Source organism: Sphaerisporangium sp. TRM90804 (assembly GCF_029846175.1).
In the GTDB taxonomy this organism is placed as follows: Bacteria; Actinomycetota; Actinomycetes; order Streptosporangiales; family Streptosporangiaceae; genus Sphaerisporangium.
This window is the reverse complement of sequence record NZ_JARWAC010000021.1, coordinates 235,831-256,076: the sequence shown is the minus strand read 5'-3', so window position 1 is coordinate 256,076 and position 20,246 is coordinate 235,831. Positions and strand designations below refer to the sequence as shown.

The 20,246-nt window shown below is 71.3% G+C and carries 14 protein-coding genes; 3 read left to right on the top strand and 11 right to left on the bottom strand.

Annotated features, from left to right (window positions below; all coding sequences use genetic code 11):
• Positions 1-249 precede the first annotated feature (249 nt).
• The 7 genes from PYR91_RS26265 to PYR91_RS26235 all read right to left on the bottom strand — a co-directional run bounded on the left by PYR91_RS26265 (position 250) and on the right by PYR91_RS26235 (position 12,196).
• Positions 250-978: a class I SAM-dependent methyltransferase gene (locus PYR91_RS26265; RefSeq protein ID WP_279783810.1), complete on the bottom strand. Its 729-nt coding sequence runs from the start codon at positions 976-978 to the stop codon at positions 250-252.
• A gap of 2 nt (positions 979-980) precedes the next feature.
• Positions 981-2,198, bottom strand: coding sequence for a class I SAM-dependent methyltransferase (locus tag PYR91_RS26260; RefSeq protein ID WP_279783808.1), 1,218 nt, complete (start codon positions 2,196-2,198; stop codon positions 981-983).
• Between the two features lie 146 nt (positions 2,199-2,344).
• Positions 2,345-2,953, bottom strand: a complete 609-nt coding sequence (rfbC, locus tag PYR91_RS26255; protein WP_279783806.1) for a dTDP-4-dehydrorhamnose 3,5-epimerase — start codon at positions 2,951-2,953, stop codon at positions 2,345-2,347.
• 107 nt (positions 2,954-3,060) lie between these two features.
• The gene (locus tag PYR91_RS26250) at positions 3,061-7,269 is read right to left on the bottom strand and encodes a LamG-like jellyroll fold domain-containing protein (protein ID WP_279783805.1); all 4,209 of its coding nucleotides are present in this window, start codon (positions 7,267-7,269) and stop codon (positions 3,061-3,063) included.
• Positions 7,270-7,473: 204 nt separating this feature from the next.
• The gene (locus PYR91_RS26245; protein ID WP_279783803.1) at positions 7,474-9,216 is read right to left on the bottom strand and encodes a right-handed parallel beta-helix repeat-containing protein; all 1,743 of its coding nucleotides are present in this window, start codon (positions 9,214-9,216) and stop codon (positions 7,474-7,476) included.
• A gap of 6 nt (positions 9,217-9,222) precedes the next feature.
• On the bottom strand, positions 9,223-10,857 hold the full coding sequence (locus tag PYR91_RS26240; RefSeq protein WP_279783802.1) for a hypothetical protein: 1,635 nt from the start codon (positions 10,855-10,857) through the stop codon (positions 9,223-9,225).
• Between the two features lie 73 nt (positions 10,858-10,930).
• A complete protein-coding gene (locus PYR91_RS26235) occupies positions 10,931-12,196 on the bottom strand; it encodes an O-antigen ligase family protein (RefSeq protein WP_279783800.1) in 1,266 nt (421 codons plus the stop codon).
• Positions 12,197-12,290: 94 nt separating this feature from the next.
• On the opposite strand from PYR91_RS26235, the gene PYR91_RS26230 reads away from it, so the two are divergent.
• Positions 12,291-13,199: a sulfotransferase gene (locus tag PYR91_RS26230; RefSeq protein WP_279783799.1), complete on the top strand. Its 909-nt coding sequence runs from the start codon at positions 12,291-12,293 to the stop codon at positions 13,197-13,199.
• On the opposite strand, the gene PYR91_RS26225 is transcribed toward PYR91_RS26230, so the two are convergent.
• From PYR91_RS26225 to PYR91_RS26210, 4 genes are read right to left on the bottom strand one after another with little or no spacing between them, the layout of a single operon-like run.
• Complete coding sequence (locus PYR91_RS26225; RefSeq protein WP_279783797.1) at positions 13,196-14,089, bottom strand: phosphotransferase; 894 nt, start codon at positions 14,087-14,089, stop codon at positions 13,196-13,198. The genes PYR91_RS26230 and PYR91_RS26225 overlap by 4 nt on opposite strands.
• Entirely contained in the window at positions 14,089-15,123 is a 1,035-nt protein-coding gene (locus tag PYR91_RS26220; protein ID WP_279783795.1) for a hypothetical protein, read from the bottom strand. The genes PYR91_RS26225 and PYR91_RS26220 overlap by 1 nt, the downstream gene beginning before the upstream one ends.
• Positions 15,101-16,432 (bottom strand): hypothetical protein, encoded by a 1,332-nt coding sequence (locus PYR91_RS26215; RefSeq protein WP_279783793.1) that lies wholly within the window; start codon positions 16,430-16,432, stop codon positions 15,101-15,103. The genes PYR91_RS26220 and PYR91_RS26215 overlap by 23 nt, the downstream gene beginning before the upstream one ends.
• Complete coding sequence (locus PYR91_RS26210; protein WP_279783791.1) at positions 16,390-17,490, bottom strand: DUF1972 domain-containing protein; 1,101 nt, start codon at positions 17,488-17,490, stop codon at positions 16,390-16,392. The genes PYR91_RS26215 and PYR91_RS26210 overlap by 43 nt, the downstream gene beginning before the upstream one ends.
• A gap of 119 nt (positions 17,491-17,609) precedes the next feature.
• Between PYR91_RS26210 and PYR91_RS26205 the strand changes: the two genes are divergently transcribed.
• Both PYR91_RS26205 and PYR91_RS26200 read left to right on the top strand, forming a co-directional pair.
• The gene (locus PYR91_RS26205; RefSeq protein ID WP_279783923.1) at positions 17,610-18,770 is read left to right on the top strand and encodes a glycosyltransferase family 4 protein; all 1,161 of its coding nucleotides are present in this window, start codon (positions 17,610-17,612) and stop codon (positions 18,768-18,770) included.
• Between the two features lie 119 nt (positions 18,771-18,889).
• A complete protein-coding gene (locus PYR91_RS26200; RefSeq protein ID WP_279783790.1) occupies positions 18,890-20,137 on the top strand; it encodes a hypothetical protein in 1,248 nt (415 codons plus the stop codon).
• Positions 20,138-20,246: the final 109 nt, after the last annotated feature.

Below are 20,246 nucleotides of genomic sequence, written 5' to 3'. Positions count from 1 at the left end.
TCCGGCGGCGTTCGCGCGCACGGTTCCTCGCGCGCGGCTCCCCCCGCGCGGCTTCTTCCGCCTACGGCTCCTCGCGCGGCGCGTCCCCGGGCGGAAGACGTGCGGAACGGGCGGAAAGGGCGGGAACGGGTGCGGACGAAAGCGCCCCCCGGTCCGGCCGGAAGCCTCGGGGGCTTCCCACCGGATCGGGGGGCGCTCTCGCTTGCTATGAGGTGCTCAGCCGGGCACCTTCCGGTGCCGGCCGGGTTGTCAGGACTTGACGCCGACCAGCAGGCCCGGGCGGTCGCGGCCGGTCTCGATGAAGTCGACGGAGGTGACGCCCGCCTCGGCGAAGGCCGCCTCGTACTCCTGGCGGGTGAACAGCGACAGCATGTGCAGGTCGGTGAAGTGCCGGATCCCGGAGTCGGCGTCGGCCACCAGGTACTGCGCCGACATGCGGTGGGCCCGGCCCACCACCACCGTGTGCGAGAGCCGGGCGATGGTGCGCCCGTCGACCTTCACGACGTCGCCCATGACGGTGCCGGACAGCGCGTTCTCCGGGAACCACCAGGGCTCGACGACGATGACGCCGCCCGGGTTGAGGTGCCGGCCGAAGCAGCGCAGCGCGGCGTTCAGCTGCCCGGGGTCCTCCAGGTAGCCGATCGAGCTGAACAGGCAGGTCACCGCGTCGAACCGGCGGTCGAGGCTGAAGTCCTTCATGTCGCCCTGGTGCAGCGGGACGTCCGGCAGCCTCTTGCGTGCGACCTCCAGCATGTCGCCGGACAGGTCGACGCCCTCGACGTGCTCGAACCCGTCGGCGAAGGAGCGCAGGTTCCTGCCGGTGCCGCAGCACACGTCCAGCAGCGAGGACGCCGAGGGGTTGCGCTCCTTGACGTACTCGACCAGCCTCTGGGAGTCGGCCTCGTACGTCCGGTCGCGCCCCTCGTAGAGGGCGTCGTAGATCTCGGCGTTGCGGTAGATCGGCGAGAGGTCTTCCATGGTCAGACCACCCGCACTTCGGGCACGTACAGGATCCACTGGCCGCCGGCGTCGCGGAAGCCCTGTTCCTTGGCCATGATCTCCTCGGCGTGGTTCCACGCGAAAAGAAGCGCGTAGTCGGGGTAGGAGGCGGTGAAGACCTCCGGCGGGTTGACCGGGATATGCACGCCGGGGGTGAGCCGGTGCTGCTTGGCCGGGGTCGCGTCCGACACGTAGGAGATGAGGTCGGGCCCGATGCCGGCGTAGTTCGTGACGGTCGCGCTCTTGGCCGTCGCGCCGTAGGCGGCGACGGTCTTGCCCTGCGCCTTCAGCGAGCGCAGCAGGGCGACCAGCTCGTCGCGGATGCGGGCGACCGAGGTGGCGAAGCCCTTGAGCGTCTCCAGCTCGACGACGTCGCGGGCGTCCTCCTCGGCCAGCAGCTCGGCCACCGCCGGGGAGGGCTGCCGGGCGCCGGTGCGGGCGATCGTGTAGCGGACCTCGCCGCCGTGCACCGGGAAGCGCTCCACGTTCACCAGCTCGAACCCGAACCGCGCGGCCATGGCCTGCACGGAGCGCACCGAGAACAGGTAGAAGTGCTCGTCGTAGATCTGGTCGAACGACGTCTTCTCCACGATGTCCCCGAGGTAGGGGTCCTCCCAGACGAAGATGCCGTTGGGGCCGAGGAGCGCGTCCACGCCGCGCAGCAGCGAGTCGAGGTACGGGATGTGGCAGATGGTGTTCGCCGAGAAGATCACGTCCACCGGCCCGTCGCTCTCGCGGACCTCCCTGGCCGTCGACTCCTCGAAGAAGTCGGTGCGCACGCGCACGCCGCGCGACTGCGCGACCTTCGCCACCCCCACGGAGGGCTCGAAGCCCAGGTGGCGGATTCCGGACTCCGCGATGGTCCGCAGCAGGACTCCGTCGTTACAGCCGATCTCGACGAAGAACGGGTTCTCGCCGGTGAGCTCGGTGTCGATGAAGTTCAGCGCGGTCTTGGTGAAGTGCTCCCGCATGACCGAAGACCCGGAGGAGTAGTACGGGTAGTCGTGGTGGAACATCCGCTCGCGCGGAACCTCCTCGGTGAGCTGCACCATCGTGCACGCCTCGCAGCGTCCGACGGCGAGCCGGTAGAAGAACTCCGTGTCGACGTCGGCCGGGAGAAGAAACGCGTCTGACAGCGGCTGGCGTCCGAGGTCCAGGAACTCCTCGACCCCACCGCCGCAGATTCGGCATTCGGTCACCGGCGCCGCCACCTTTCTTCACCGGCCGCTCGCGGCCGCTCGTGAAACGGGATGTCCTCGGGCTCATGGCCAGCATGTCCCCGCACAGGCGACGGCGCATCTCCCAGCGTGCGCCGGGACCCCGCCCGGCGGGGTCCCCGTAGAGGTCAGGCGTGCCCGTCCCGCGCGCGCAGGGTGTCGTAGAACGCCAGACACTCCTTGTAGTCCGGCAGGATGCCCTTCTCCAGGGCTTCGGCCAGGGTGGGGGCCTCCTGGTCCTTGGGGGACAGGATCGGGGTGACGTCCTTCGGCCACGCGATGCCGAGGTCGGGGTCCAAGGGGTGTACCCCGTGCTCCCTGCCGGGGGTGTAGGGCTCGGAGCACAGGTAGATGACCGTGGCCGGCTCGGTCAGGGCCATGAAGGCGTGGCCCAGGCCCTCCGCGACGTAGATGCTCCTGCGCGAGTGCTCGTCGAGCTCCACAGCCTCCCAGCGGCCGAAGGTCGGCGAGCCGACCCTGATGTCGACCACCACGTCCAGCACCGCGCCGCTGACGCAGGTGACGTACTTGGCCTGCGACGGCGGGACGTCGGCGAAGTGGACGCCGCGCACGACCCCCCTGCGGGAGACCGAGGCGTTGGCCTGGGCCAGGGCCATGCTCCGGCCGGCGACCTCGCTGAGCCGCCCGGCCCGGAACCACTCCAGGAAGGTGCCGCGCTCGTCGTCGTAGAGCGCGGGGGTGTGCGTGTAGGCGCCGTCGATCGTCAAACGTTCCATCTGACCTCATTCCTTCACCGGGTGCGGCCGGCCACGTGCCGCAAAGGGGAAGCCGCCGCGCCGGGGGAGATCACGTCTCCCCCGGCTCGGCGGCTGGTGGAACCTGCCTACGGGACCGTCACCTGGCGAGTGGTGACGTCGGTCCGGCCGTCGGCGCCGGTCACCGTCAAGGTGATCGTATAAGTGCCGGCCTGCGCGTAGGTGTGCTGGGCGGTCGCGCCGGCGCCGGTGGCCCCGTCGCCGTAGCTCCAGGTGTGGGAGCCGATGGCCGCGGACCCGGCGGTCGAGCCGGAGGCGTCCACGTCGCACACGAGCGCCGTGCAGCCGGTGGTGAACGACGCGACCGGCGCGGTCGCGGTGTCGGTGACGCCGTAGTCGTCCACGGTCACGGTGACCGGGGCGTTGGTGGCGCTGCCGGACAGGAAGGTGCCGAACCCGGCCCCGCCCGCGACCTGGAGGTCGGCGGTCGAGTCGGTGGCGGACACCTGCCAGCTCGCGGGCTCCGCGCCCGCGGCCGCCCAGACCTTGGCCGCCACGGTGGTCGGCGAGGTGCCGGTCACCGCGAGGCGCAGCTTCAGCGCGGTGCCGGCCGTGTAGGTCAGGCCGGACACCGTCTGCTCACCGACCAGCGCGGTCTCGGTGTTGGCCGCGTCGGTGCGGCTGACGAGCAGCCCCACCCCGCCGCCGGCCAGCAGCCGCACCCGCGCCCGGTAGTCGCCCGCCCCGCTGACGGCGCGGCCGACGTTCCAGACGTAGACGCCGTTGCCGGTGGCCGCCTTGTCGCTGGAGAAGGTGAACGTGCCGTCGGTCCTCGTGCTCGACACGCTGTTGAGGTACGCGCGCCGGTTGGCGCCGGTCGACGGCAGGCCGAGCTTGGCCGCGGAGCCGTCCACCGAGAAGCTGCCCGCCGCCCCGGACAGGGTGTAAGCCCCGCCGGTCTGCGCCGAGCCGAGACCGCCCGCGACGGTGCGGCCGAAGGCGTCGGTCACGAGCGTGGCCGACGGGTTGGCCGGCGGCCTGGGCACGACGACCTCCGTCTCGGTGTCGGTTCCCCCGAGGTCGTCGGTGACGGTGAGGGTGACCGTGTAGTCCCCGGCCGCCGGATAGGGGTGGGTGGCCGTGGCGCCGGTGGCGGTGCCGCCGTCGCCGAAGTCCCACGCGTAGCCGGCGATCGTGCCGTCGGCGTCGCTGGACGCGGAGGCGTCGAACGAGCAGCCGAGCGCGGTGCAGGACGAGGTGAACGACGCGACCGGCACCTGGTTGGGCGGTCCCGTGCCGCTGCCCTTCTGCCAGTGGTCGGTGACCTCGGCGTCGGTGAGCGGCACCGGGTAGACGGCGACCTCGTCGATCGAGCCGGCGAAGTTGTCACTCGACGGCCGGTTCGGCCAGGCGTTGAGGTTGTCGCCGCCGATGCGCCAGTACCCGGTGTACCCCTCCGCGCTGGTCTGCGGGTTGGTGCCGAGCAGCGCGCCGTCGACGTGCAGCTTCATGCCTCCGGGGCCCTGGCTGGCCACCATGTGGTGCCAGGTGCCGTCGTTGTAGCTGTTCGCCGAGGTGATGAGGTTGAACGCGCCGGTGTAGGTGCCGAAGACGAGCTTGCCGTCGTTGCGCATGTAGACGTGCCGGTCGTAGTTGCCGCTCGTGCCGCTCGCGACGTTGCCGAACCCGATGAGCTTGCCGCCGGCGGTCGTGGTGGTCTTGAACCACAGCTCCTGGGCGAAGCTGCTCGGGTTGGAGTACGAGGCGGTGGAAGCGACCCGGCCGCCGGCCAGGGTGACGGCCGTGTCGGCGGTGCCGACGACGGCGCCCGCCGTGCCGTAGGTGACGCCGCTCCCGGTGTAGGTGCCCGGGACGACGTTCTTGCCCGCGTCGGCGGCGACCGTGCCGCTCGACTCGCCCAGGCGGTAGTAGAAGGTGGGGTCGTCGTTGTAGACGGCCTTGCCGTAGACGTCGGCCGGGGCCGGCGGGATGGGGCTGGTGCGGCCGCTGGCGACGTAGTGGTCGATCACCTTGGCCTGCGGGAGCGCGGCCGGGTAGATCGCCACGTCGTCGATGTCGCCGGCGAGGTACATGCTGGAGGGCTGGTTGGGCCAGCCGTTCAGGTTGTCGCCGCCGATGCGCCAGTAGCCCGAGTAGTTCTGGGCGCTGACGGTGCTCGCGTTCTGGCCGACCTTCTTGCCGTCGACGAACAGCGCCATGCCCGCCGTCGCGCTGAGCGTCGCCACCACGTGGTGGTACTGGCCGTCGTTGAAGGACGCCGAGCTGTTCACCGTGCGGACGGCGTTGGGGTACAGCCCGAACCAGATGCGGCCGGCGTTGTCCATGTAGATGTGCCGGTCGTAGTTGCTGCTGTTGCCGGTGCTGGAGCCGCCGTATCCGACGATCTTGCCGCCGCTAGTGCTGGTGGTGCGCACCCACGCCTCGATGGTGAGGTTGGGCGGCGGCGGCTCGGTGCCGGCGGGGGCCGCGAAGCCGGTGCCGTCGCCCGCGAAGGTGGAGGCGCCGTCGGTGTCGCCGCCGATCGCGCCGGAGGCGCCGCGGGTCACGCCGGCGTTGGCGGTCATGTCGTAGAACGCGGTGTGGTCGTAGACGGCGGTGCCGCTCGCCTCGCCGAGCCGCCAGAAGTGCGCGGGGTCGTCGCCGGCCACGGCCTCGGTGTAGTCGCCGCCCGTCGTGCCGGAGGCGATGGTGACCGAGGCGGAGGTACCGCTGCCGATCTGGTTCCCCGAGGGGTCCTTCACTCGCACCCGGTAGGTGTGCGAGGTGTCCGGCGCGACGCCGGTGTCGATGTAGCCCAGGGTCGGCAGCTTCCAGAAGCTGGACCTGGCGGTGACCGTGCCGATCGGCGTGGAGCCGCCGTCGCGGAGCACCTCGTAGGTCAACTCCTCGTTGTCCTCGTCCCAGGTGGACTGCCAGGTGACGCGGGCGGTGCCGGCGGCGAAGGAGACCGCGGACGGGGTGAGCGACGCGGCCGGCCGCGGGCCCATGTCCTGGGGCGCGATGTTCTTGGTGGCGAAGCGGGTCAGGCCCTGCTGGGCGCCCCCGTTGACCTGGGTGAACTCACCGCCCATGACGACGTACTGGGAGTTGCCCGTGACCGACCACGCACCCTGGTACTGGCCGGTGTAGGTGCCGGCGTTGATCGTGGGGTACCAGTGCAGCAGGCTGGGGATCGGCTGTCCGCTGTACAGGCTGTTGCTGCCCGGCGGCGCAGGGTCGGTGCCGGTGGCGGCGGTCGTGGTCGCCAGGGCCCGGTGCCAGGTGGTCGGGCTGGTCTCCGGGAAGGCGCCCAGGGATGAGCAGTCGTGCGCGTGGCTCACGCTGTACAGCACGCCCCCGGTGGTGAAGACGCCGTAGCTCGCCCCGTAGCAGTTGTCGAGCCAGATGAGGTCGCCGGTGTTGGGCTCGACCGCGTACCTGCCGTCGAACCAGTGCCCGCCCTCGCCGTTGGCGGCGGCGTACACGTTGGTGCCGTCGGTGGTGAGGTCGAAGGTGGCCGACCAGCTCGTGCCGACGCGCGCGGGGATCGGGTTGCTGCTCCAGGGAAGGGAAGCGCCCGTCACCGGGTCGACCGCGCCGACGCCGACGCGGGTGGCGCCGTTGAGCGACTGGAACTTGCCGCCGACGATGACGCGGCTGTCGTCCGGGGACATCAGCAGCGCGTAGACCTCGTCGTCGGTGGTGGGGGCCCAGCTGCGGTTCGCGCCGTTGCTGCGGGCGACGGCGCCCAGCCGCGAGCGGGACTGGCCGTTCACGCTGAAGAAGTTGCCGCCGAAGTAGACCGTGTCGTCGGAGACGGTGATGCCGCGCACGATGTTGCCCACCGAGGGGGCGAAGGCGGGGTCCAGGGCGCCGGTGGCGGTGTCGAAGGCGGCCAGGCGGTTGCGGGTCTGCCCGTCGACGGAGGTGAAGTCGCCGCCGACGTAGATCTTCGACCCGTCGGGGGAGGCGACGACGGTGCGGGCCTGGGCGTTGAGGGTGTGGTTGAACGGCAGCAGGTTCCCGGTGGTGATGTCGAAGGCCAGGATGTTGGCCCGGTTCACCTCCTGGGGCGAGCCGGGGTTCGTGCCGGGCGGGCGTGCCTTGGAGAAGCCGCCGACGGCGTACACCGTGGTGCCGACCGTGGCCATCTTCCAGACCACGCCGTTGACCTGCCAGGTGGGCAGGTCGTCGGCGGTGACGGTTTCGGGGACGCCGGGCAGCGGGTCGACGTCGGCCAGGGCGGTGTCGGGGGAGGCCACCGTGAATGCGGTGACGATCGCGGCTAAGGCGCCGACGACCAGACGGCGCCGCAGGGCGCCTGATTTCATACTCATGAATACCTACATTTCGAACTTGCACCCCACCAGCGTGGGTCGCACCATTGGCGATGCTATTGGAACGGTCCACTTCTGGACAGAGCAAAAACGATAATACATGCGATTTCTGCGCACAGCACAGAGAGAGGTGGCTTGACGCCGTAATTGCAGAATAGTCACGAAATGGCGGACAGTAGATAAAAGCCGAGGTGAACCAGGGATTTACTGCAGGGAAGAGGCCGGGACGCCTACCGGATGCTTTTCACCGGTACGCCAGCCCATGAGCTCGGCCACGACGGCCGGGACGGGGAGGCCGCGCAGCCCGGTCGGGGCCGGCAGCAGGGACGCCGAGTCGGAGTACCGCGGCGCGCCGTTCGCCTCGTCGCCGGCGGCCTCCTGCCTGGCCCGCTCGCGCGCCGTGGGCACGTCGGCCAGCACCCGCAGCCGGGCCGAGGAGTCGACCCAGCGCAGCAGGTCGGAGCCGGAGGTTCGGTAGTACAGGTTGCCGTTGAGCGACGCCATCTTCGGCGCGGTCCTGCGGCCGGTCAGGTCCTGCACCGACAGCAGCGGCGCGGGCCCGGCCAGGACGTTGTTGCGGACCTCCACACCCGAGACGTTCCACGGCATGTCGGGGTCGGACGTCTGCCGCCCGCCGTCCACCACGTCGATCTGCGAGCGCGCGTTCCTGAGGGCGTTGTTGTGCCAGATGCGCACGTCGCTGGCCTCGTTCACGTAGATGCCGTGGCCCTTGTTGTCGGCCGCGACGTTCCCGACGATGAGCCCGCGCGCCGAGATCTCGTAGTGGATGCCGTGCCCGGCGTTGGCGTAGGCCAGGTTGCCGCTCACCGTGGTGTCGGCGACCGACTCGTCCAGCCAGATCCCCGGGCCGCGGTTGCGGTCGGCCCGGTTGCCGGTGACGTTCATCCCCACCGAAGTAGTGATCTTGATGCCGCCGGAGACCGGGGCCATCATGAACGACTCCCAGTTGTTGCCGGAGGCCAGGTTGCCGACGATCGAGGCGCCGCCGGCCCGGTGGCCGTGCAGGCCGAGCTGGCCGTTGCGCAGGAAGGAGTTGTGCCGGACCGTGATCCCCGACCCGGTGATGCTCAGCCCCGCCACCGCGGTGTCGGCGAACACGTTGTTCTCGAACAGCAGGTTGTCGGCGTAGCCCTTGACGGCTCCCATGCGCTTGAGCGGCGTGGCGTAGCGGCGGAAGCCGAGGCCCCGCACCGTCGTGCCGTGCGCCTTGTTGACGTACAGCGCCTCGGCGAGCGTGGCCGCCCGCACGTCACGGCCGGCCGGGTCGTAACCGACGTACAGCCGGGAGGTCTTGTAGTCGACGAAGAACGTGCCGCTCTTCACCTTGTCGAGGGACTCCACCTGCACCTGCTGCTGCCCGTTGACGAACATCTGGTCGGGCCAGTTGGCGACCGGGTTCTGCTCGCCCACCATGTGCCAGTCGTCGCCTCCGCCCGCGGTGGGGTCGGTGTTGTCGAAGCGGGTGGTCCACCCGTCACGGCGCCACACCGTGCGGGTGCCGCCGTCCTCGTGCTCGACACGCTGCGCGACCCAGCCGGTCACCGGGACGGTGCCGTCGAACCACACCGCCTCCCCCGGCTGGTTCTGGATGGTGAGGCGCTTGCCGTACACCTGGACGTACTCGTGGTAGATGCCGCCGCGGACGACGATCGTGGCGCCGCTCTTGGCGGTCTTGACCGCGTGGCCGAGTGTGCGCCACGGCTTCTGCCGCGAGCCGTCGTTCTTGTCGTTTCCGGTGGTGGCGACGAACTTCGCCGCCGCCGGCACCGGATACCTGGCGGTCCCCAGTTTCAGGGGCCCGGCCGTTCCCCACGTCTCACGCGCGGGTGCCGCGTTGGTGTCGAGCGTGGTCCACGCGCCGGTTGTACCGGCGATGGCTAAAACGGCCGCGATGGCCTGCGCTCGGGTGCGGAACGGCCTGGGCATGGGGGGTCACCTCACCGTGACATCAGCCGAATAAGAGGAGGAAATGCGGTTGTTCCACGGATCGATCGCCCTCACCCGGTATTTGACCACCGAGTCGACCGGCGTATCCAGATCGACGCACGACTGCGGCGGAAGTATCCAGAAGACCGAGGCGACCTGACTCTTGGTGCAGACCACACTGCCGTCCGCGCGCAGCAGCTCGTAGTCGAGTACACGATTGTCCTCGTCCCAGGTGGACGCGAAACGGATCGTGACCTTGCCGTTCCCGTTGGCGGTGGCGACCGGCTTGGTCAGCACGCTCTGCTCGGCGCCGTTGGCGTCCGGGGCGACGGAATGGAAGGTGAATCGGGTGAGACCCTCCTGAGGCACATTGTCCACCTCGGTGAAGTCACCGCCGATCCACAGGTAGGTGCCGTTGTTGTCCATGGTCCACGGGCCCTGGACCCATGGATAGCTCGTACCGGCCTGCGCATTGGGGAACCAATGCAGGATCGACTGCTTGGCACCCGCCGCGGTGCCGGCGGGCTCCGCGAGAAAGCGCCGGTGCGGCCGGGTTTCGGGAAAACCGGCGACACCGTAGTAATCCTGCGAGCCACAGTAATGCGCATGTGACCCGCTGTACAGAACACCATTCATGACCGTTATAGCCTGCGTCGCGCCGAGGCAGTTGTCGATCCAGATACGGGCGCCGGTCTCGGGGTTCACCGCGAGGCGCCCGTCGAACACGCCGCCGCCCTCGCCGTTGGCGCTGACGTACACCCGGGTGCCGTCGCTGACCAGGTCGGTGACCCACGAGCGCCGCGTGCTGGTGAGGTAGGTGATGTCGTTGCTCGCGAACGGCGCCTTGGTGCCGTCGGCGGTGTGGACGGCCGACAGCCCGTGCTGGAAGACCCCGTTCACCCGGTCGAAGTCACCGCCGATGATCAGCCGGGTGCCGCTGGGCGACAGCACCATCGCGTGGACGCGCCGGTCGGCGCTGGGTGTCCAGGGCAGCAGGGAGCCGTCGGCGCGGTCGAACGCCGCCAGGCGGATCCTGCTCTCGTCGTCCACCGTGGTGAAGTGGCCGCCGATGTAGAGCGTCGAGTCCGACACCGCCATCGCCCGGACCCGGTTGGTGATGGTGTGCCGGAACGGGGTCAGGGCGCCGGTGGCCGCGTCGAAGGCCGCGAGGCGGGTGCGCCACTCGCCGTCCACCTTGTCGAAGTCGCCCGCGACGTAGAGGGTCGAGCCGTCGGGCGAGGCGGCGATGTCGTAGACGGTGTCACAACGCCACTGACCTCCGCCCAGGTTGTCGCACTCGGTGTGGCTGTCGCCGTCGGAGAAGGTGTCCCCCCACACGGTGGGAGCCCACGGCAGCAGGGCGCCGGTGGCGACGTCGAAGGCGGCGAGGTTGGACCTCGGCACCTCCCCCGCGCCGCCGCGCGCCACCCCCGGCGGGCGGACGTTGTCGAAGTTGCCGCCGACGTAGACGGTGTCGCCGACGACCTTGGTGGCGAGCACCACGCCGTCGGTCTGCCAGGTCGGGAGGGCGTCGGCGGTGACCGTCTCCAGTTCGCCGGCGATCGGAAGGGTGTCGGCGGAGACGTCCGGCGACATGGTGATGACGGCGAGCATGCTCGCGCCCGCCGCCAAGGCGGACATGAACTTCCTCAAGGTGTACCTCTGATGTGCATACCGCTGAAGGCGGCAGGAGGGATGGAAGAAAAAGGTGGAGTCAGGTGGCTCTCGAGAGTCGACCGTCTACAAGACGCGCTTTCGCCTCGGCTGGTTTACGCGCCAGCAGGTATGTCCAGGCCACGACCAGATAAAGCCACACCGACGCGACGTTGGCCGGCGCGGCCACCATCTCGGTGGTGAACCCGTCGACGATGAAGAAGACCATCATTCCGATCAGCATGGCGGCTTCCGGACGGGTCTCTCTGGTGCGGGTCAGCCCCAGCAGGGTGGTGATGATCACCAGCATAAGCGTGCAGAAGAGGATGAAGCCGAAGGCGCCGCCCTCCACCAGGACGTTGACGAACGCGTTGTGGCCGCCGCCCAGGCCGATCTCCTCCAGGAAGAGGCCACGGGCGGAGGAAAGGCCGTTGCCGAACAGCGGCTGGGCCGCGACGGCGTCGAACGCGAGCGTCCACAGGTCGGTGCGGGCGTTGAGGCTCTCCAACTGCTCCACCGTCTCGCCGCGCGTGGCGAAGGCGATGATCTGTTCGCTGAACCCCAGCCCGATCACGGTCGCCGAGGGGACCGCGACCATGAGGAACTCCGCCCGGCCGCGCGCCCCCCGGGCGAGGAGCAGCATCACCACGAGCCCGGCGACGCACCCGCCCGCCGCGCCGCGCGTGCCGGTCGCCACCAGGGCGCCCGACAGCACCACCCCCGCCGCCAGGTAGGCCGGAAGCGGCCACTTCCGCGGCAGCCCGCCGGGAAGCGCGAAGCCCGCCACCAGCAGGACCGCGACGCCGAGGAAGATGCCCGCGGAGACGGGGTGCACGTAGAGCCAGTTGAAGCGGTCGACGGTCTGCGGTGTCCGGGGGAAGGGCATGGCGACGCCGATCGCCACCGAGCCCAGGACCAGCAGGATGAACACGTGCGCCAGGCGCCGTAGATCGGCGATGCCGGCCCGGGTGGCGATCACGTGGCAGACCGCCGCGACCGTCAGCATCTGCGTGCCGCGCACGAGCGCGAAGGTCGGGTAGAGCGTCCACAGCGCGCTGAGCGTGGAGTAGCAGGCGAACCCCCAGGCCAGCAGCAGGACGTAGGGCGCGCGGCGGCGCGGCGGCCTCAGCCCGAACTTCCGGTACATGTAGAGCGCGACGACGCCGTAGACGCCGATCTCCAGCAGGATGGTGGCGTCGACGGAGCCGCCGATGGACTGGTCGCCGGCCCGGGAGCGGAGTTTGTACTCGCTGGCGAGGATGAGGCCGATCGGCAGGAGGATGGGCCACCACGCGATGATCGCCCGGCGGTGGCGAGCTTTGACCATTCCGGCCCCCTCGCTAGACATACCCACCCCGGCCGCCATCAGAATACGGCCAAGCAGTGCACATCACCGACCTTGCAATGAGGAGCAGGCACATATGAGCGCACGAGACGTCTTACCGGGACAGGTTCTGGAAGTGGGCCGCCGGGCGTTCCGCACGTACGGAATGGCGACGGCCGGTGTGCGGCCCGATCCGGATTTCCTGCTCATCGGCGCCAAGCGCGGCGGGTCGACGTCGCTGTACTACGCGCTGCTCGACCATCCGAGAATCATTCCCCTGTTCCCCGCGGCCGGGCTGCTCCCCAAGGCGAACCACACCAAGGGGGTGCACTTCTTCGACAGCAACTACACCCGGGGCATGCGGTGGTACCGGTCGCACCTGCCCAGCCGGGTCACCCGGTCACGGGCCGCCCGCCGCGCCGGCGGTTCCGTGGTCGTCGGCGAGGGCTCCCCGTACTACCTGCACCACCCGCTTGCCGCGCGGCGCGCTTATGAGAACGTGCCAAACGCTCGCATCCTGCTGATTCTTCGGGATCCGGTGGAGCGGACCTTCTCGCACTACCGTGAGCGGGTGCGCGGCGGCGCCGAGACGCTGTCGTTCGAGGAGGCGTTGGACGCCGAGCCCCAGCGCACCCGGGGGGAAGAGGCACGCCTGGTCACCGACCCCGGCTACTACAGCTATGCCCACGAGCACCAGTCGTACGTGGCGCAGAGCGAGTACGCCGTGGGCCTGCGGCGCTGGCTCGACCACTTCCCCGCCGAGCGGTTCCACGTCGTCACGAGCGAGGAGTTCTACAGCGACCAACAGCGGGTGTGTGACTCGGTGGCGACGTTCCTCGGGCTGCCGCCCGCGCCGCTGCCCGCCGCGGGCAAGGTGTGGAACCCGGCCCCCAAGGCGGAGCTGTCCCCGGAGGTCAGGCGGCGGCTGACCGAGCACTTCGCGTCGCACAACGCCGACCTGGAGGCCCTGCTCGGCCGCTCGTTCCCCGACTGGGCGAAGCCCTAGCCCTCCAGCGCGGCAAGGGCCGCGAGCAGCCGCCGGGTGAGCTCCCGGTCCTCGGACGCCCGGCGGCTCACCCGCTCGTGCCAGTAGCCCGCGGCCTCCCCGTAGGCCCGCGCCGGCGGGCGGCCGCCGTACACGGCGAGGCGGGTGGCCAGGTAGTACACCTCGTCGGCGTGTGGCGGCGCGTAACCGGCGTCCTCCCAGTCGATCAGCCAGGGCACCCGGCCGCGGGTGTGCCGGAGGTTCCACGGGGTGAGGTCGCCGTGCATGGGCTGCCAGTGCTCGGGCACACCGGGCGGGCGCGCCAGGCGGCGCGCCAGGCGGGAGCCGATGTTCGCGGCGAGCCTCTCCACCGCGACCTCACGCACCGGCCTGGCGGGCACCGGCTCCATCGGCGACAGCAGCAGCCACCACAGCTGCCCCACCGAGCCCGAGCCCAGCACGCCGGGCACGCGAAACCCGACGTCGTCCCCGGGCTCGAAGGCCGCCAGAGCCGCGGCCTCCCGCTCCAGCTCGGCCGGCGACTCGCGCACCTTCAGGAACCCGATGGGACGGCCGGCGCGAAGGAGCAGCAGGGCCGCCCCGCCGGCCCGGGAGGCCTGGGGACGCAGGTAGCCCGCCGTGCCGTCGAAAGGGCCGGTGAGCGCGGCGACCCGCGCGCTGATCGCCGCCCAGGCCCCTTCCTCCACCGGTGGACGCCATTCTCTGCGCCGTCCGGGCAGCACCCGTGGCCCGAGCGCGCGCGTGGCGGCGTGCAGGACGAGCTGTGCCGCCAGCGGCAGCGGCTTGGACAGCGTCACCAGCGACAGCCCGGCGGCGGCGGACCTGCGGTCGCCCGCGGGGATCAGGACGTTGCCCCGCCCCGGCGGATAGGCCAGGTAGCGACCGGCCATCAGGTGCGGCCCTCGGCCCGCACCGCGACGACCAGGCCGGCGGCCAGCAGCGTCAGGGCGAGCCCTCCTCCCACTCCCCACAGCATGCCCGTCGTCGGGAAGGAGTCCGTCTCCGCCACCGCGGTGACCGCCGGACGTTCCTCTCGGACCTCGTCCCGCGTCGCGGGGAGATCCATCCGCCACACCGGCGACAGCGCACCCTCACTGGAGATCAACAGCCCGCGGCCGTCGGCCGTGACGGCGACGCCCTCTCCCTGCCGCTGCTGGGGAAGGTCGAGCGTCAGCTCGGGCGCCGCCGCGTCGAGGTCCTTCCAGACGCGCGCCTTGTTGTACCCCCGCAGCAGCAGGCGGCCGTCGGGCAGAATCAGCCCGTCGCTGATCACGTAGGGCGAGTCACGCACGAGGGTCAGCATGTTGGGCCGGCTCTCGGACAGCCGTGCGGGAGCACGGTAGAGTGCGCCCCCCTTGGCCGTCTTCGTCATCACGAAGAGCTGGCCGCTGCGCGGGTTCACCAGAAGGCTCTCGGCGTCGTGCTGCCCGTCGGGGTAGGTCAGGCGGTACGCGGTCGCCTTGACCCTGGCATCCGCCAGCGTGGCGGGTTCTGCCAGCCGGTACACGACCACGCCGTCGGGCCGGGGCACGGGGTTGCCCCCGATGTCGCCCACGTACAGATAGCTCTTACCGTCCTGCCCCACGGCGCCGCCCAGCGCCTCGGGGTCGACGCCCTCGACGCCGTCGAGGGTCACCACCGCCCGCGTGCGCCCGCCCGAATCGACCGCGAAGAGCCGCACCGGGCCCTGGCCGTCGTTCACCGTCCAGACGGCGCCAGGATGCGCGCGACTGGCCACGAGGCCGCTGGACTCGTCCACCCGCTGGTCGGCGAAGGTGAACGCCTGCCGCCAGGACGACACGGGCATCGCCGAGGGCGTGGCGGCGGACGCCGGCGGGGTGGGCTGCTCGGACGGGGCCCTGGCCGCGCCCATGGTGCTGAGCCCCGCTACGACTAGGACGCTAACCATCAATCTGGGCCGCATGGCTCACTCTTTCCGGCGTTGAAGGGGAAGCACGTCCTCGGAGGACGCGCAGCCGCAGGACCAGGATCACAGATGTCACCACACCACCCGCGCCGATGCAGAACGGTGCCAGTTCCCACAGATCCGGCCGCAACGCGAGCAACACGAGCAGAGCTCCCATGCCCACCAGTGATTCGATCAGTCGTACCGTGAACACCAGCCGGGAGTGGCGGTAAGCCGTGGCGAGCATGCTGATCGGCAGCGTCACCGCCAGGCTGACCGCGTAGGCGGCCCAGCCCGCGACCGTGACCGGGGCGATCGTGAAGTTCCCGCCTGTCACGAAGGGTTCGAGTGGATCGGCCGCCACCACCGCCACCGCCCCGCCGAACGCGGTCACCGCGGTCAACGTGACCGAGGCCGCCAGCGCCGGGCGCAGCCGCAGCGGCAGGCCGCTCTCGCGGGCGCGCACCATGCGCGGCAGCAGGAACGCCCCTACCCCGTTGACCAGGGTGAGCACCGGCGCGAGCAGCAGGCGGGCGCCCTCGGTCGCGGCCAGGGCCGCGCCGGACACCATGGCGGCGATCGCGACCCGGGCCAGCATCAGCGTCAACGGGCGCAGCCCGGCCTGCGCCGCCCTCCAGGTGGCGAACGAGGCGACCCCGCGCACGTCGGCGCCGCGCAGCCCCGGCCAGGCCAGCTCCTCGCGGGGCAGCAGGGCGACGGCGTGCGCGACCCCGGCGAGCGAGCCCGCGCACATGGCGGCGAGCATCGTCTCCAGGCGGGGCGGGCCCGTGAGCCAGAACCCGCCCAGCACGGCGAACGCCACCGCCATGTCGAGGGTGGCGTTCGCGGCGAGCCGCCCGAACTCCATGCGCGCGGCCAGGACGCGCCGGCAGGTGTCCTCCACCAGCCACACCACGACCAGCGCCCCGAACAGCAGGGCGCCGGGCCCGCCGGCCGCGCCGAACGCCACGGCCAGCACCGTGCCGGCGACCGCGCCCAGCGCCAGGCTGGACAGCAGCGAGACGCCGAGCGCGGATCGGACGCGGGGGTCGAAGCGGTCGAGAACGGTCAGCGAGTCGCCCACCCAGGCGGTGTGCAGCGTGGTCACCACGACGAGGGTGGCCAGCAGCAGGGTGAACCCGGCGAAGCCGTCCGCGCCCAGCTCCCTGGCCGCGACGAGCTGCAGCAGGAGGCTGGCGAGCGCGGTGACGAGCTGGGTCGCGACCGAACCGCCGGCCGAGGTGAGGATTGCGCGCAGGCGTCCCGCCCGGCCGGACACCGGCGTCAGCCCTGGGCCGGGGAGCGCCCGGCGGCCAGGTCGTGGCACAGGCGTTCGTACCGGGCGGCGACGTCGTCCCAGGTGTAGGCGGTCCTGGCACGCTCCCGGGCCGCCGCGCCGCGGGCGGTCTCCTCCTCGCGTCGCTTCTCGGCCATCTCCAGGATCTCGGCGAGCCCCGCCTCGTCCTCGAAGAACAGGCCGGTGCCGCCGAGGACCTCGCGGGTGAACACGACGTCGTAGGAGATCACCGGGGCGCCCGCGCCCATCGCGCGCAGCAGGGACGGGTTGGTGCCGCCGACCGAGTGCCCGTGCAGGTAGGAGGCGCACCCGGCGTACAGCGCGTCGAGCAGGGCCTGGTCCCACACGGCTCCGGCCAGCGTGATGCGCGGGTCGGCGTCGGCGATCTCCCGGATCCGCCGGGTGTACTCGGCGGCGTAGGGGGCCGAGCCCACCACGACCAGCGGGTACTCGGCCCGGCTCCTCGCGTACCCGGCGACGATCTCGGCGACGTGGTTCTCCGGCTCGAAGCGGGCCACCACCAGGTGGAAGCGGCCGGGCTCGTACCCGGACCGCTCCAGAAGCGCGGTGTCGGCCGCCTCCTGGATGGGCGCCCCGTACGGGATCATCACGCTTCCGGTTTTGTAACGTTCCCGGTAGTAGTCCTGGATGGCGACGGCGTCGGCGATGATCGCCTGTGACCACCGCACCGAGAACCTCTCGGCGGCGAGGTAGTAGCGGCGGCCGGCGCCGTTCCACTTGTCCCGCTTCCACTCCAGCCCGTCGACGTGGGTGGCCACCGGGATGCGCGCCGCGCGGATCACCGGCAGCAGGGGGGAGTTGGCCGCGTTGAAGACCAGGGCGACGTCGGTGCGGCGGGCGAGCAGGTGACCCACCGAGAGCGCGGTGTGGCTGAGCGTCTCCAGCGCCTTGTGCCGCACGGCCGGAAGGTGCACCAGCCGCATGCCCTTGTATTCACGGAGCGGTTCTTCCGCGCCGCGGCAGTAAACCTGAACGCGGTGTCCCGCGTCTACCAAGCGCGCGCCGATTTCCTCGACCGCCGTTTCGAAGCCCCCATAACGTGCCGGGACGCCTCTGGTGCCAATCATCGCGATACGCACGCGGGTCTCCTATGCACGGCGTGTTTCTGTAACATTACCGAATCCTCCGGAACACAACTAACGGCCATATTCGCAGTAAGAATATCGAAAGGCGGCCTTACTTGAGCGTGCAGCGGGTGGTCATCGCCCATCCGTCACCAGATCTCTACGGTTCCGACCGGATGTTGATCGAGTCGGTGCGGGCGTTGACGGAGACGGCCGAGGTCACGGTGGTGCTGCCCGCGGACGGGCCGCTGACCGAGCGGCTGCGGCCGCTGGGCGCCGAGGTCGTGATCATGCCGACACCGGTGCTGCGCAAGGCCCTCCTGCGCCCGGCGGGCCTGGTGCGGCTCGCCGGCGCGGTCGTGGTCACGCTGCCGAGGATGGTCGCCTGGCTGCGCCGGGCGCGCCCGTCGGCCGTGTACGTCAACACCATCACCATCCCCTTCTGGATCGCGGCGGCCCGGCTGGCGCGGGTGCGGGTGGTCTGCCACGCGCACGAGGCCGAGCAGGGCGGCCCCCGGCTGCTGCGGCGGCTGCTCGTGCTGCCGGCGCGGTTCGCGCACCACACCATCGCCAACAGCGGCGCCTGCCTTGCCACGCTGACCGACGGCGGCGTTCCCGCGCGGCGCGGCACGGTCGTCTACAACGGGGTTCCGGCGCCGGAGACCCCCTCCCCCGCGCGCGCCGAGCCCGCCGGGAGGCTGGTGCTCGTCGGGCGGCTCTCGCCGCGCAAGGGCGGCGACGTGGCGATCCGCGCGGTGGCCGAGCTGCGGCGGCGGGGGCACGACGTGACGCTCACGCTGGTCGGCGCGGTCTTCCCCGGCTACGAGTGGTACGAGGACGAGCTGCGCGGGCTCGCCGCCGAGACCGAGGGGGTGGTGTTCGCGGGGTTCCAGGATCCCGTGTCCCCTTTCATGGACGACGCCGACATCGTGCTGGTGCCCTCCCTTGAGGAGCCCTTCGGCAACGTCGCGGTGGAGGGCATGCTGGCGCGGCGCCCGGTGGTGGCGAGCGGGGTGCAGGGGTTGCGCGAGATCGTCGAGCCCGGGGTGAACGGCGTGCTCGTCCCGCCCGGCGACCCCGGCGCGCTGGCCGGCGCGGTCGAGGCGCTGCTGCGCGACTGGCCGGAAGCGGTCGCCATGGCGGAGCGCGGCCGGGCCGACGCCGAGGCCAGGTTCACGCTGGAGCGATACCGCGCCGAAATCCTGCAGGTGGTCCTCGGAAATACCCCGAACACACCGTATTCACATGGTGACGCGGGGGCGGTCGCCGAAGGCGGCAGGTGAGGTGAAGGTTCGTCATCACCCGGCCCCGAGACCGTTCCCAAGCACACTTACGGCACTAAAATGCTAGGCAAAGGCACGGTGAATCCTCTTCGCCGGGCATTATGCGAGGAGCGAGGCTGGTGGCGGAGGTCAAGGACGAGGACGCCGGGCCCGAGGTCGGGCTCATCGAGGCTGTCTGGCGCTACCGCTGGTCATCGATCCTGGTGATCCTGATGTGCGGCGTGGTCGCGGGCATGGCGACCGTGCTGGTCCTCGCCGGCGTGAGCGCCACCGCGCGGTTCGCGGTCACCGACCCGCGCAGCACCTCCTTCCTGCGACAGGGCGTCTCGTCCGACAGCAGCTACATCGCCTACACCTCCCAGCGGGCCGCGTTCGCCCAGTCGGCGCCCGTCCTGGAGCGCGCCCAGGAGATCCTGGCGACCAAGTACCGGCAGGCCGTCGACATCGAGACGCTGCGCGAGGGGGTGGAGGCGTCGGCGGCCTCCAGCGGCGGCATCGTGGAGGTCACCGCCAGCGCCCGCACCGACGCCACCGCGGCGCGCATCGCCAACTCGGTGGTCGCCGCCTACCAGGACCTCACCTCCGCGGCGGCCAAGCGCGAGCAGGAGCAGCTCGTCAAGAGCATCCGCGCCACCCGCGCCGGCATCGAGAAGAACCTCAAGCAGGCCGCCACCGGCAGCGCGCTCGCCGACTCGCTGGCCGAGGTCGTGGTCCAGCTCCAGCTCAAGGAGAGCGACGCCCAGATCGACCTCACCCAGTACGGCGGCGGTGTCCGGTTCGTCGACGAGGCCAACCCCGCCCGCCTGACCCCGAGCAAGCTGCCGAGGAACATCGCGATCGGCCTGGCCGTGGGCAGCCTGCTGGCCCTGGTGGTCGCCTTCCTGCGGGCCACCAACCCCATCGCCACCGTGCAGCGGGTCACATCCGGCACCGGCCAGCGCCACCGGGGGCGCCGCCCGAGGCCGCTCGTCGCGATGGACGACGACCCCGACGAACCCACCGCGGTCTACAACCGCAGCGAGCTGCTGGGCGCGGCCAAGCCCGGCGCCCGCCCGCCCGGGGCGGGCGCGCCCGGCCCGGTGGCGAACGGCGCGCCCCGGCAGGGCGTCGCCACGACGAGCCGGGAGAACGCCGCGAAGACGGCCGGCGGGGAGTCCGCCAAGGCGAACGGGCGCGACACCGTCCCCAACGGGAGCGCGAGGCAGCCGTCGGCCAACGGAGGCGCCGGGGCACCCTCCTCCAACGGGATCACCCGGGAACCCGCGCCCAACGGCAAGGCCCGCGAGGGCGCCCCGTCCGACTGGCGCAAGGACGACCGCGTCGACGAGGACATCGTGGTGATCGAGTCCCGCACCAACACCTGGTGACCTGCCCCCGGCCGGCCCGCCCGGCGCCGCGCCAGGAGCGGCCGGGTAGCCGCCCGCCGGCCGAGCAGGGCGAGGTGCCCCGGCCCGCCGGGCACCCGCCGGAGGGCGG

Coding starts and splice junctions, on each gene's coding strand:
- PYR91_RS26225 (WP_279783797.1), bottom strand. CDS start 14,089: ATGGCCGGTCGCTACCTGGCCTATCCGCCGGGGCGGGGCAACGTCCTG.
- rfbC (WP_279783806.1), bottom strand. CDS start 2,953: ATGGAACGTTTGACGATCGACGGCGCCTACACGCACACCCCCGCGCTC.
- PYR91_RS26240 (WP_279783802.1), bottom strand. CDS start 10,857: ATGTCCGCCTTGGCGGCGGGCGCGAGCATGCTCGCCGTCATCACCATG.
- PYR91_RS26210 (WP_279783791.1), bottom strand. CDS start 17,490: ATGATTGGCACCAGAGGCGTCCCGGCACGTTATGGGGGCTTCGAAACG.
- PYR91_RS26220 (WP_279783795.1), bottom strand. CDS start 15,123: ATGCGGCCCAGATTGATGGTTAGCGTCCTAGTCGTAGCGGGGCTCAGC.
- PYR91_RS26230 (WP_279783799.1), top strand. CDS start 12,291: ATGAGCGCACGAGACGTCTTACCGGGACAGGTTCTGGAAGTGGGCCGC.
- PYR91_RS26265 (WP_279783810.1), bottom strand. CDS start 978: ATGGAAGACCTCTCGCCGATCTACCGCAACGCCGAGATCTACGACGCC.
- PYR91_RS26235 (WP_279783800.1), bottom strand. CDS start 12,196: ATGGTCAAAGCTCGCCACCGCCGGGCGATCATCGCGTGGTGGCCCATC.
- PYR91_RS26245 (WP_279783803.1), bottom strand. CDS start 9,216: ATGCCCAGGCCGTTCCGCACCCGAGCGCAGGCCATCGCGGCCGTTTTA.
- PYR91_RS26250 (WP_279783805.1), bottom strand. CDS start 7,269: ATGAGTATGAAATCAGGCGCCCTGCGGCGCCGTCTGGTCGTCGGCGCC.